11 protein-coding genes and 1 tRNA gene are annotated in these 12412 nt (G+C 65.2%); 8 read left to right on the top strand and 4 right to left on the bottom strand.

The annotated features are described in order from the left end of the window. Window positions 1-8: 8 nt before the first annotated feature. Window positions 9-1289, bottom strand: a complete 1281-nt coding sequence (locus ACQUQR_RS09855; protein ID WP_435196304.1) for an RNA-guided endonuclease InsQ/TnpB family protein — start codon at window positions 1287-1289, stop codon at window positions 9-11. Between the two features lie 12 nt (window positions 1290-1301). Continuing rightward, a tRNA-Pro gene (locus ACQUQR_RS09860) sits at window positions 1302-1374 on the bottom strand. Window positions 1375-1473: 99 nt separating this feature from the next. On the opposite strand from ACQUQR_RS09860, the gene ACQUQR_RS09865 reads away from it, so the two are divergent. Beyond that, window positions 1474-1875 (top strand): VanZ family protein, encoded by a 402-nt coding sequence (locus ACQUQR_RS09865; protein ID WP_435196305.1) that lies wholly within the window; start codon window positions 1474-1476, stop codon window positions 1873-1875. Window positions 1876-1900: 25 nt separating this feature from the next. Here the strand turns inward: ACQUQR_RS09865 and trmY are convergent, their stop codons facing one another. Beyond that, entirely contained in the window at window positions 1901-2497 is a 597-nt protein-coding gene (trmY, locus tag ACQUQR_RS09870; RefSeq protein ID WP_435196306.1) for a tRNA (pseudouridine(54)-N(1))-methyltransferase TrmY, read from the bottom strand. A gap of 113 nt (window positions 2498-2610) precedes the next feature. Between trmY and ACQUQR_RS09875 the strand changes: the two genes are divergently transcribed. From ACQUQR_RS09875 to ACQUQR_RS09885, 3 genes are all read left to right on the top strand, one after another. Further along, window positions 2611-3297: a hypothetical protein gene (locus ACQUQR_RS09875; protein WP_435196307.1), complete on the top strand. Its 687-nt coding sequence runs from the start codon at window positions 2611-2613 to the stop codon at window positions 3295-3297. Between the two features lie 93 nt (window positions 3298-3390). Continuing rightward, complete coding sequence (locus ACQUQR_RS09880) at window positions 3391-4701, top strand: hydroxyacid-oxoacid transhydrogenase (RefSeq protein WP_435196308.1); 1311 nt, start codon at window positions 3391-3393, stop codon at window positions 4699-4701. Between the two features lie 49 nt (window positions 4702-4750). Next, on the top strand, window positions 4751-6703 hold the full coding sequence (locus ACQUQR_RS09885; protein ID WP_435196309.1) for an STT3 domain-containing protein: 1953 nt from the start codon (window positions 4751-4753) through the stop codon (window positions 6701-6703). On the opposite strand, the gene aglM is transcribed toward ACQUQR_RS09885, so the two are convergent. Then, the gene (aglM, locus tag ACQUQR_RS09890) at window positions 6704-7996 is read right to left on the bottom strand and encodes a UDP-glucose 6-dehydrogenase AglM (RefSeq protein WP_435196310.1); all 1293 of its coding nucleotides are present in this window, start codon (window positions 7994-7996) and stop codon (window positions 6704-6706) included. An 87-nt stretch (window positions 7997-8083) separates the two neighbouring features. Between aglM and aglF the strand changes: the two genes are divergently transcribed. Genes aglF through ACQUQR_RS09910 form a run of 4 tightly spaced genes read left to right on the top strand, consistent with a single transcriptional unit; the run spans window position 8084 to window position 12409 of the window. Next, window positions 8084-8830, top strand: a complete 747-nt coding sequence (aglF, locus tag ACQUQR_RS09895; protein WP_435196311.1) for a UTP--glucose-1-phosphate uridylyltransferase AglF — start codon at window positions 8084-8086, stop codon at window positions 8828-8830. A 43-nt stretch (window positions 8831-8873) separates the two neighbouring features. Then, on the top strand, window positions 8874-9863 hold the full coding sequence (locus ACQUQR_RS09900) for an NAD-dependent epimerase/dehydratase family protein (RefSeq protein ID WP_435196312.1): 990 nt from the start codon (window positions 8874-8876) through the stop codon (window positions 9861-9863). 33 nt (window positions 9864-9896) lie between these two features. Further along, on the top strand, window positions 9897-11306 hold the full coding sequence (locus ACQUQR_RS09905) for a sugar transferase (protein WP_435196313.1): 1410 nt from the start codon (window positions 9897-9899) through the stop codon (window positions 11304-11306). Continuing rightward, a complete protein-coding gene (locus ACQUQR_RS09910) occupies window positions 11306-12409 on the top strand; it encodes a glycosyltransferase family 4 protein (RefSeq protein WP_435196314.1) in 1104 nt (367 codons plus the stop codon). The genes ACQUQR_RS09905 and ACQUQR_RS09910 overlap by 1 nt, the downstream gene beginning before the upstream one ends. The last annotated feature ends 3 nt before the right edge of the window (window positions 12410-12412 follow it).

Consider the following 12412-nt stretch of genomic DNA (forward strand, 5'->3'; position numbering starts at 1 on the left):
ACCAGCTGTCAGTCCGTGACTGACCTGTCCGTGTACCCATCAAGCGACAAGGTACCGGACGCAAGGGCGCACTGGCTGACGCCCGTCCGGCGTGACGACGTGTGGCCACGGCGGACGTATTTTATCGCGATATTCTTCGCCGCGTTGTAGTCGGCGTTGAGTTCGTATCCACAGGATTGACAGCGAAATTCGTCTCTTGAGAGGCGGTTGTCGCTGTCCGTGTGCCCACAATCCGTTCGGGAACACCGCTGTGAGGTGTAGTGCGGGTCGATAGTCTCGACCACGAGTCCTCGTGTCTTCGCACGGTACTGGACGAATGTCAGCAGCGTTCGGAACGCCCATCGGTGGACCACTGTGGCGTTCGGTAGTCGACTCCGGATACCGGTCAGGTCCTCGAACGCGATGGCCGAACAGTCGTGGGTCATCGCCTCTTCGATGATGCCGTTCGCCACCCGATGGAGGTAATCGCGTCCGTATCGCTGGCTGCGTGCCCGGACCTGACCAATCGTCCGGTAGGCACTACGGGTGCCCGTCAGCTGAAGCTCTCGCTGCCGCTCGATGGCTTCACGCTGTTCATGTGTGAACTCTCGACCGGAGAAGAAGCGACCGGTGCTCGTGACCGCGAGCTGTTCGATTCCCAAGTCGACCCCGAGAACGGTTTCGTGCTCGGGTGTCTCGGGTTCGGGTCTCAGTCGGCGAAATCCAAGATGGAGATAGAACCGCTCATCGCGGTACGTGAGCGTGCTCTCGGTGAGCGACCACGCATCGTCGGCGAGATATCGATACTGAAATCCATCCGAATCAGCGGGCAAAACGAGGTCACAGTGGGCACGGGATTCTAACGTCGTCAGAGACACCTGCCAATCCTCGAACAGCGTCATCGTCCTGCCGTCGTAGGCTACGGTGGGCGAGCGAAACGATGGCTTGGATACCCGCTGACCCTGCGTTCGTCGCTCCTCCAGACTGGAGAGTGCCTCGGCGACTCGATGGCAGACGAGAATCGCGTGTTCACTCTTGAGGCCAGTCTCTTCACGGATCGTGTCGTACGTCGCAGACTGTATCGCACGGCGAGATGTGGTGCGTCCCCACGCGTAGTCGGTCGCAATTGCACAGCCCGCGTGCCACGCATCAATCAGGTCGTGGAGCTTCACCGCGTCTGACTGGGGAACATCGAGCCGAGTTATTGCGGTCCGATACAGATACTTATCTGCCACACCCTCGTTGGTCTCGTTTTCGTATATAAGGCTTGAGCCAACCCTAGAAGAGAACCTCTCCCCAGAAAGAGTCAACGAAATGACAAATGGGCTGACCCGGATTTGAACCGAGGTACCGAGGACCCGATCCTCGAAGGATACCAAGCTACCCCATCAGCCCGCATACTGACGAATGGCGGTTACGTGTTTAACGGTTGCGAATCGGACCACGTCGTGCGACACCCGAGCACTTACGGGAATCTGGGCTGACCACTTCACCGTGTCCCGGATCCCGTTCCCCGCGTTTCCCAGGCCGGTTCGCTACGCCGGCGTGGCCGCCGTCATCGCAGTCATCGCCTACTTCTCGCTATTCGGGGTCGTGAGCCAGCCAGGCACGGGACCGTGGTGGGACAAGAAGCTCCATTTCGCCGCGTACGCCGGGCTCGGGCTGGCGATGGGGTACGCGACGATCCACCACCGGGACCGCCCCGCCTACCGGATCGGCCTCATCCTGCTCGTCGCGGGCGGGTACGGCGCCCTCATCGAGGTGATCCAGTGGGGGCTGCCATACCGCTACTTCGGGTGGGGCGACCTCGCCGCGAACCTCGTCGGGGCGCTGCTCGCCGTGGGGTTGCTGGCGGCCGAACGGGTGATTCGCTACGTCCCCGTTCCGGCCCGGTAGCGACTCGATAGCGACTCGAAAGGGGTCAGTACCGAGTGTACGCCTCGGTGTCGAGCCAGTTGTGCGTGACCGTAATCGCGTGGTCGGCGTGGAGGATCTCGGGGCCGATGCGGACGCGTTCGGTCGCCGCGGCCGCGAGCAACGACTCCTCCTCGTCGGTGAAATCGCGGTGGTCCGAGAGCACGAACAGCGGGTTCTCGGGCGGTTCCACGTCCACGACGGGGGTGCCGTCCTCGTGGAGCTGGATGACGGTCGAGTCCGCCGCCGCCTCCTCCAGAATCGACGCGAAGCCGCGACGAGAGAGGTAGACACCCGGTGCGGGCGTGGCCTCCATGTGGCCGATGGCCTCCTCGCGCTGTTCGAGCGCCTTCCGAATCAGGGCCGCCGTCGAGCGCTCGTCGGGGTTGAGCCGTCGGAGCTCCGACCCCTCGAAGCGGACGGTGAACTCGTCGGCGAGGACGAGATAGACGCGGACGTCCTCGCGGATGGCGTGTGAGAGGAAGAAGGCGCTGTTGACACACCGGCAGAGCACGTCGATGCGCCCGCCAGCGGAGGGGAGGTCGTCGAGCGGGAACTCAGGGGTGGTCGGAGCCTCGTGACCGAGGACGATGAACTGGCGCATAGGGGGAGTGGGACGGGGAGCTACAAAGCCGGACCGTTCGCCGTCCGAAAGGGGAAGGAGGCCCGGGAACCGAGAGAGGGTATGCACCTGTACGCCCGGCATCGGGGGGGAGTATGAGCCCGCCCGACGCGAGCACGGACTCCGCGTCCGATAGCGCGAGCGAGTACGGCTACACGGAGTGGCGCTGTACGAACTGCGGGCACGGCGTCCCGAAGCAGAACCCCCCGTGTGACCGCTGTGGCAACATGTCCTTCGAGCAGGTCGAGGTCCGCGCCAGCGACTTCGACGAGGAGATCGAGGGGGCGAGCACCCTCGAACTCGTCCGCGAGAACATCGGCTCGGTGGGCGGTGGCCTGCTCATCCTCCTCGGCGTCGCACTGTTCCTCCTCGCCAACGCGGGCGTGTTCGTCCTCGCGGACCCGTTCGGGCTCGGGTATCGCTACGGCGCGGTCGAGCCCGTCGCGCCCGATTCGGACGGGACGCTCACCGCCGCGGAGTTCCACGGCACCGTCGCCGCGGAGTACGGGGAGACGAGCCTCGCGTGGTCCGGACGCACCCTGGAGCTCAGCTACACCTCCACGGCGAGCGAGAACGGGGCACTCACAGAGGAGATAACGGCCATCGCCATCACCTACGCCACCTACGTCGGGGACGGCGGGGACGCCGCAGCGCTCCAGATAACCGCCACCGTCGAGGGGCGGGGGCAGGCCCGCGTCACCGTCGACAGCGCGGACGCCCGCGCGTTCGCCGCGGGGGACCTCACCGAGAGTGAGTACCGGACCCGCATCTTCCAGCGGTAACGGGGAACGGGGCTAAAGTTAACACACGTCACGAGAACAGGGGTGTATGAATGGCAGCGTGCGAACGGTGATCGTGACCAGCGAGGGGACGCGATGAGCTACGACCGCTCCGTCTCCGCCGACAACCACCTCCCGATGCCCGAGACCGTCTGGAGCTTCCAGATGCCGAAGATCCGGTTCGGCAGGGGTGCCGTGGAGGAGCTGGGGTTCCAGCTCGGCGATCTGGGCGCCGAGGTGGGTGCCACGGGCCTCCTCGTCACCGACGAGACGCTCGTGGACCTCGGGCACGCGGGCCGCGTGCGCGAGGAGCTCGAGGCCGACGGCTTCGACGTGGACGTCTACGACGCCTGCGGCCGCGAGCCCTCCGTGAGCGACATCGACGACGCCGTCTCCTTCGTCCGCGACGAGCAGGGCGAGGCGGGCTACGACTTCTACGTGGGTGTCGGCGGTGGGAGCGTCATGGACGTGGCGAAGGCCACCCGCGTCGTCATCGCCAACGGCGGGAAGCCCCTGGATTACATCGTCGAGCCCACGGGCAACGGGAAGGCCGTCACGGAGTCGGGACCACCGCTGGTCCTGCTTCCCACGACGGCCGGGACGGGCTCGGAGATCTCCCCCATCGCCATCCTCGCCGTCGAGGAGCAGGAGACGAAGGAGGGGATCTCCAGCCACCACGTCCGGGCCGACGCCGCGGTACTCGACCCCACGCTCACGACGACCCTCCCCGCCGATCTGACCGGGAAGACCGCGATGGACGCGCTTGGCCACGCCATCGAGGGGTTCACCACCCACGAGTACGACAGCATGCTCCGCCCCGCCTCCGGGGAGGACCGACCGGTCTACGCCGGGCGAACGCCCGTGACGGAGCTCTTCTCCCGCGAGGCGATCAAGCTCCTCTCGGGCAACGTGAGGAGAGCCGTCCACAACGGCGACGACCTCGAAGCGCGGGAGAACATGCTCCGGGGCGCGCTGTTCGGCGCCATCGCCGGGCTCACCGCGGGCGCGAACCTCGCGCACGCGATGGCCTACCCCGTCGGGAACCGGTATCACACGTTCCACGGCGAGACCATCGCCGTCCTCACGCCCGCGAGCACCCTCGGCTACAACGCCGCGAGCGACCCCGACCGCTACGCGGAGATCGCGGAACTGCTGGGCGTGAACACCACGGGAATGAGCAACCGCCAGGCCGCCGACGCCGCGAAGGACACCTACATCCAGCTCCAGCAGGACCTGAACGTCATCCCGAGCGGCCTCAACGAGCTGGCCGGCATCGAGGAGGACGATTTAGAGTGGTTGGCGACACAGACTGTGGAACAACAGCAGCGGCTCATCCGGTGTAACCCGCGGCCGGTGACGAAGGCGGACGCCTACACGGTGTTCGAGGACGCGCTGTACAACTGGTAGCGCCCCGGAGAGCGGAGGGTTTACGAGCGACGAGTCGGAGATTGCCCGTATGCAACGCCGCGACGAGCCACCCGAGTCCGACCGTCGACTGGTCGTCGCCGCCCTCCTCGGCGCGCTGGCGCTGGTGGCACTCTTTCGACTCCTCTCCCTTCCGGCAGTCTTTCGGGATGGGGTCGTGGTCCTCTCCTCTAATGACCCGTATTTCTATCGTACCGTCGTCGAGGGGATTCATCGGGGTGCCGAGTACGGGCCACAGGTGACGGAGGGCGAACCGCTCTACGTCTTCACCATGGTCGCCATCACCGCCGTTCTCGGCGTGGACGCGACCGGGATGGTACTCGCGTGGTATCCCGTCGTCTCCGCCCTCCTCACGGCGGGACTCGTCTACCTCATCGCGCTCGAACTCACCGACGACCGGCGTGTGGCGCTCGCGGCCGTCGTGATGCTCGCAATCCTCCCCGCCCACGCGTTCCGCACGAGTCTCGGCTTCGCCGACCACCACGCCTTCGACTACCTCTTTCTGACGCTCACCGCCTACGGCCTCATCCGCGACGACTGGCTGGGAGCGGCCGCGATCGCGGTCGGCCTCGGCGCGCAGGTGCTCGCGTGGGAAGCCGGTCCCCTCCTGCTGTTCCCGGTCGCACTCGTCATGGCAGCCCGCGTCGTCGTGGACATCGAACAGGGAGGGTCACCAACACGTGTGAACGCTCCAGTCGTTGCCGGACTCGGTGGCGGCGCCGCCATCGCACTCCTCGGTCACCTCGCTCTCGGGTGGCAACAGACGGTCGTGGCCGCCGTTCCAGCCCTACTGTTCGTTGGCGCCGTCGCGCTCGTCCTCGCCGGGGAGGCCGCAGTTCGGTTCGGCCTCGATGGCCGGACCTTCGTTGGGGTCGAAATCGGCGCGGCCATCGTCGGGATCGCCGGCGTCGCACTCCTACTTCCGGGCCTCCTCACGCAGGCGCGACGCGCGACCGGGCTCCTCACCCAGCGAAACATCGCGGAGACCCAGTCGCTGTTCGGCCCCTCGTTCGGGTGGCTCCTGCTGTTCGGCTTCCTGCTCGTCATCGCCGTCCCGTATTTCGCCTGGGCAGTCAGCCGTGTCCGCCACATGGATCGGGGCTGGCCTGTCGTCGGGCTCTACGGTGGGTGGTTCCTGGCGCTTGCCACCGTTGAAATCAGGTTCGCGGGCGAACTCGGCCCGTTCGTGGCGGTCGTGGCCGGACTGGCGTTCGTCCATCTCGCTGCGAAGGTGGACATCACACACGCACCGACGGTGTTCGGCGGCGTCTCAGCGCTCAGACTTCCCACCAGACGTGAGACGTTCTCGCTGTTCGCGCTATTCCTCCTCGTCGGTGGCCTCGCGATGGTACAGGTCCCGATCAAGACCACTCAGATCACCATTAGCGACGCCGAATACGGCGCGGCAGCATGGATCGACTCGAATACCGAAGACGGCCCACCCGAGGAGTACGTCTTCTCGAAGTGGGGCCGCAATCGGATGTACAACTACTTCGTGAACGGTGGCGGACTCGATTACGCGTTCGCCCTCGACAACTACCGACCGTTCATGAGTGCCACCGACCCCGGTGGCTGGTACAGCCGACTCGACGGACAGGTATCGTACCTCGTTACCGAGCCGAGCGACGGCCCAACAGAAGCACTCGGGGTACGACTCCATACCGCCTACGGGAGCCGGAACGGGGATGTTCCTGGGTTGGCTCACTACCGCGCCGTGTACGTTTCTGACGGCGGAGAACGGAAGGTGTTCGAAGTGGTCCCGGGCGCGACCGTCCGGGGTACCGCGGACCCGAACAGCACGGTTCGCCTCGCGGTCGAAAAGTCGGTCTCCGGTGCGACGTTTACCTACGAACGGACGGTGCGGGCGAACGCGACGGGAGAGTACGCTGCAGTCGTCCCGTACACCGGGGAGTACCAGGTGGGCAACGAAACGGTGAGAGTCACCGAAACCGCGGTGCGACGGGGCGGGACGGTCGCGGCGTGACTACCAGGTGAGGCCCTCGTAGGAGAGCCCCGCTCGTCGCTCGATGACGCGACGCCCGTCGACCACGACCCGTTCGTCCATCGCGTCGAACTCCGTATCGAGGACCGCGAACTCGTCCCAGTCGGTGACGACGAGGGCACCGACGGCACCTTGGAGGGCGGCTTCTGCGGTGTTCGCGTACTCGAGTTCGGGGAACCGTTCCCGCATGTTCTCGGTCGCGACGGGGTCGTAGGCGGCGACCGTTGCACCGCGTTCTTGAAGCGCTTCGATGACGGGGATGGCCCGGGAGTGCCGGACGTCATCCGTCCCGGATTTGAACGCGAGCCCGAGAACGGCGACGCGCTCACCTGCGACATCGACGTGGGTCTCGAGGAGGTCGATCATCCGGACCGGCTGTCGGTCGTTGACGCCGACGACGGCCTCCAAGAGTTCCGGCTCGTAGTCCGCGCGCTTCGCTGCGGCGATGAGTGCGTCGGTGTCCTTCGGGAAGCAGCTCCCACCCCAACCGACACCGGAGCGGAGGAACCGTTCGGAGATGCGGTCGTCGAGACCGATGGCGTCGGCCACCTCGTAGGAGTCGACACCGTACGCCTTGCAGATGTTCCCGAGTTCGTTGATGAGACTGATCTTCGACGCGAGAAAGACGTTGTTAGCGTACTTTATCATCTCCGCCTCCCGCCGCCCAGTCTCGACGACCGGAACCCCGGCGTCGATGAGCGGCGCGTACAGCTCAGGAAGTCGGGCAAGCGCTCGGTCGTCACCATCCGTGCCGAAGACCAGCTTATCGGCGTTCAAGAAGTCCTCGACTGCCGTCCCCTCACGCTGGAACTCTGGGTTGACGGCGACGCCGAACTCCTCACCTTCGCGCTTCCCGGAGGCCGCCTCCAGCGTCGCCACGAGTCGCTCTTCCGTCGTTCCGGGGATGACCGTCGACTTGACGACGACGAGATGGTATGCATCCGTCTCCCGGAGCGCCTCTCCGACCGAGCGGGCGGCCGCGGTGATCGATGAAAGGTCGATACTCCCATCCGCCTCCGAGGGGGTCCCGACGGTGAGGAACGTGACATCCGTCTCCGGGACGACGCCGAACTCCGTCGTGGCCCGGAGACCGCCACCCGCGTACTCGTCGAGCAACGGCTGCAAGCCGGGTTCGTGGAGCGGTGACTCTCCCCGGTTCAGCGCTTCGACAGTCTCCTCGTCGATATCGATCGCGGTGACGCGATGGCCGAGGTCGGCGAGACACGCGGCGAGGGTCGTCCCGACGTAGCCGCTCCCGACGACGCTAATGTTCATGCCCCCTCGTTTGCGAGCACACCCCTTGAGCGGTTCGCCACGAGACTGTCAGCAAAGTATTTAGTTCCAACTTCCTTGCGCTACGGTATGCAAGCAGTCGTACTCGCCGCCGGGGAAGGGACGCGGCTCCGGCCGCTCACCGAGGACAAACCCAAGGCACTCGTCGAGGTCGACGGCCAGCCCATTCTCACCCACTGTCTCGACCAACTCGTCGATCTCGGGGCAGACGAACTGTACATCGTCGTCGGCTACAAAAAGGAGAAGCTGATCAGCCACTACGGCGACGAGTATCAGGGCGTCCCGATCACCTACTCACATCAACGGGAGGCACTGGGACTCGCGCACGCGCTGCTCACCGTCGAGGAGCACATCGACGACGATTTCATGTTGATGTTGGGGGACAATATCTTTCAGGCGAACCTCGGTGATGTCGTGGAACGTCAGCGTGAGGACCGCGCGGATGCCGCGTTCCTCGTCGAACAGGTCCCGTATGAGGAGGCCTCCCGCTATGGGGTATGCGACACCAACGACTACGGTGAGATCGTCGAGGTCCTCGAGAAGCCCGAGGACCCACCGACGAACCTCGTGATGACGGGATTCTACACGTTCTCTCCAGCCATCTTCCACGCGTGCCACCTCGTGCAACCGTCGAACCGCGACGAGTACGAACTCTCCGAGGCTATCGATCTCCTCATCCAGTCCGGACGGACCATCGACGCCGTCAGGATGGACGGCTGGCGCACCGACGTTGGGTACCCCGAAGACCGGGAGACAGCCGAGCGCCGACTGCGAGGTGGAGAGGTCGAACAGCCCGCCGAAGCCAGCGCCGAGTAGTCGCTGACGATGCATTTTTAGGAGTACCCCGGATTCCCCCAGTATGCAGATTCTCGTGACGGGTGGTGCCGGATTTATCGGGGGAAACCTCGCCGAGCGACTGCTCGCGACGGGCCACGACGTAGTCGTGCTCGATGAGATGCATCCGTACTACGACCTCGGCATCAAGGAACACACCATCGAGACCCATCGCAGTGTGGCCGCGGACGCCGGCTGCGAGTACGAGTTCGTCGAGGGTGACGTTCGGGATGCCGACCTCGTCGCCCAGCTCGTTTCGGATGCCGACTACGTGTTCCACCAGGCCGGACGGGCGGGCGTTCGGGACAGCGTCGCCGAACCCCGCGTCTACGACGAAGTGAACGTCGACGGGACGCTGAACGTGCTCGATGCGGCGCGCGAAAGCGACGTAGCACGTGTCGTGCTGGCGTCGTCGTCGTCGGTATACGGCGGTCGGGAAGAGTACCTTCCCTTCGCAGAGACGGACCCGACGTTACCGGTCAGCCCGTACGCCGCGTCGAAGCTCGCCGCTGAACGGTACGCCTGTGCCTACCACGAGGTCTACGGGCTGCCGACCGTCGCCCTCCGTTATTTCACCGTCTACGGGCCCCGGATGCGACCGAACATGGCCATCTCGAATTTCGTCTCCCGGTGTATGAACGGGGAGCCACCCGTGGTGTACGGCGACGGGACACAGACACGGGATTTCACCTACGTGGACGACGTCGTCGACGCGAACCTCCGGCTCCTCGAGACCGACGCCGCCGACGGGGAGGCGATCAACATCGGCTCGACCGACAACATCGATATCAGGGAGCTCGCCCGCGTCGTGCGTGACCAGATTGCACCCGACCTGGAGATCGTCTATGGCGACCGGAACGAAGCCGACGCGGAGCATACACACGCGGACGTGTCTCGGGCCCGCGAACTCATCGGCTACGAGTCGGAGTACACGATCCGCGAAGGAGTCGGCCGGTTCATCGAGTGGTATCGAACGAACCGGGACTGGTACGAGCCGCTCGTCCTCGCGTCGTAGTGTTTATCTCTCTGAACATCGGACGGTGAACTGATGATCGGTGGCTGGCGGTACCGGCTTGCCAGCGTACTCGGCACCGCTAGCGCCACCGCACTCGCAGTCGCGATCGCGAACCACTCGTTCGTCCGCAACGTCGTTAGCTTCCTGCCAGTGCTCAGCAGACTGCTGACGGAGCCACCGACAGCTCCGGAACTCGCTTTCGAGGCAACAACCGCGGTTCTGGTTGTCGTACTCGCGCTCGCGCCGCTGTACAAACCACGCCCGCGTCGCATCCTCGACATCGCGATGCGGACGCTCAAACGGACGGGCCTCGCGCTGCTCGCTCTCGCGGCCATCGGCTACTTCGACTACACGTATCGCCTGCCACGGGTGACGCTTCTCGTCGCGGGTGGGATCCTCCTCGTCGTCTTGCCGGTGTGGTTCGTCGTGATTCGACGGCGACCACGGGAAACGGGTGACCGGATCCTCATCGTTGGCGACGATTCGGAGACCATGGATGCGATCCTCGAAAGCGTCGAGAGCCCCGTCGTCGGGTACGTCTCCCCACCCTCCGCGTACTACGGGAGTGGTGGGCCTCGCGAACTCGCCGCCCAGTACACGGACGGCGGGTCATTCGACCGACTCGACGCTCTCCCCTGTCTGGGTGGGCTCTCCCGGCTCGATGAAGTGTTCGTACGGCACGAGATCGACACAGCCGTGCTCGCGTTCGCACACCCGGACAGAGAGGAGTTCTTCGGGACGCTCGACAGTTGCTACGAGCACGGCATCGCGGCTAAAGTCCACCGAGACCACGCCCACGTCGTTCTGAGCCGCGGAGTCCCGGACGGAGACCTCGTCGACATCGACCTCGAGCCGTGGGACTGGCAGGACCACGTCGTGAAACGCGCCTTCGATATCGGGTTCGCCCTCGCCGGGCTGCTGCTCGCACTCCCGGTCGTCGGCGTCATCGCACTCGCCATCAAACTTGTAGACGGCGGCCCCGTCTTCTACAGGCAGGAACGAACCGCCGCGTTCGGCGACACCTTCGAGATTCTCAAGTTCAGAACGATGCGCGTCGGTGGGGAACGGTCCTCGCCCACTGACGAAGAGAACGACCGCATCACGACCGTCGGGAAATTCCTCCGCCCCACGCACCTCGACGAGATTCCCCAACTGTGGGCGATTCTGCTGGGCCAGATGAGCGTCGTCGGACCGCGCGCGGTCTGGACCGATGAGGAGGAACACCTTGAGCGGGTCGCGGACAGTTGGCGGAAACGGTGGTTCGTCAAGCCCGGCCTGACCGGCCTCGCACAGGTCAACGGTGCATCGAGCCTCGACCCCGAAGAGAAACTCCAGTACGACGTGGAGTACATCCGTAGTCAGTCGTTCTGGTTCGATATGAAGATCGTCGTCAGACAGGTCTGGATGGTGCTCGAAGACGTTATGGAGATGGTCCGGAGCTAATGCGAATTCTCAGAGTCGCACAGAAGGTATATCCAGATATCGTTGGTGGTGGGCCGTATCATGTCCACGCGATGAGCCGCGACCAGGCCGAGATGGGTCACGACGTTACCGTGTTGACCGTCGGTGAACGGGGGGAGGAGCACCGGGACGGCTACCGGGTGGTTCGACGGCCTGCGACCACGACGCTCCTCGGGAATGACCTCTCCGTCGGCGTCGGACGCTTCATCCGGAATACCACGCGTGACGGCGAGTATGACGTGGTCCACGCCCACTCCCACCTGTATTTCTCGACGAACCTCGCGGCGTTCGCGAACAGGCTCCGTGGGTTCCCGCTCGCGATCACGAACCACGGTCTCTACTCGCAGACAGCGCCGAAGCCGGTGTTCGATGCCTATCTCAGGACGCTCGGCCGCTGGACGTTCAACCGCGCTGATGTGGCGTTCTGTTACACCGACGAAGACCGTCGTCGGCTCCGCGATATCGGGGTCTCGACGCCAGTCACGGTCGTGCCGAACGGCATCGATACGAGCCGGTTCACCCCAGCGGGGGCGACGAGCCCTCGACTCCCGGCAGGAGACGGACCGCTGGTTCTGTTCGTCGGTCGACTCGTCGAGGGGAAGCGGCCGGGGGACGCGGTCGAGGCCATCGCCCGCCTGCGCGAGGAAGTGGACGCACGGCTCGTGTTCTGCGGGGAGGGACCGCTCCGGGACTCCCTCGAGGCGATGACTGCAGAACACGGAATCACCGACGCCGTGACCTTCCTCGGGCACGTCCCGTACGAGGAGATGCCTGCGGTGTACCGGGGTGCCGATGCACTGATCCTTCCCTCTCGTGCGGAAGGCCTCCCCCGGACAGTGCTGGAGGCCCTCGCGACCGGTGTCCCGACCGTCGTGAGCGACCTTGAACACGTCGCGCCCGTCGTGGACGGCGTCGGCCGAGCCGTCCCGGTCGGCGACATCGAGGGGTTCGAGCGGGCGCTGCTGGACGTGTTGTCGGGTACCGACCACCCGCCACGGTCGGCCGTCGTCGAGAACCACGATTGGGAGCAGACCGTCGAGCGAACGACCGCCGCGCTCGAACGGATCGCTGACCACAACAGCTAATGA

The sequence above is a fragment of the Natronomonas sp. EA1 genome, from assembly GCF_051195035.1.
GTDB lineage: Archaea > Halobacteriota > Halobacteria > Halobacteriales > Haloarculaceae > JBNTJV01.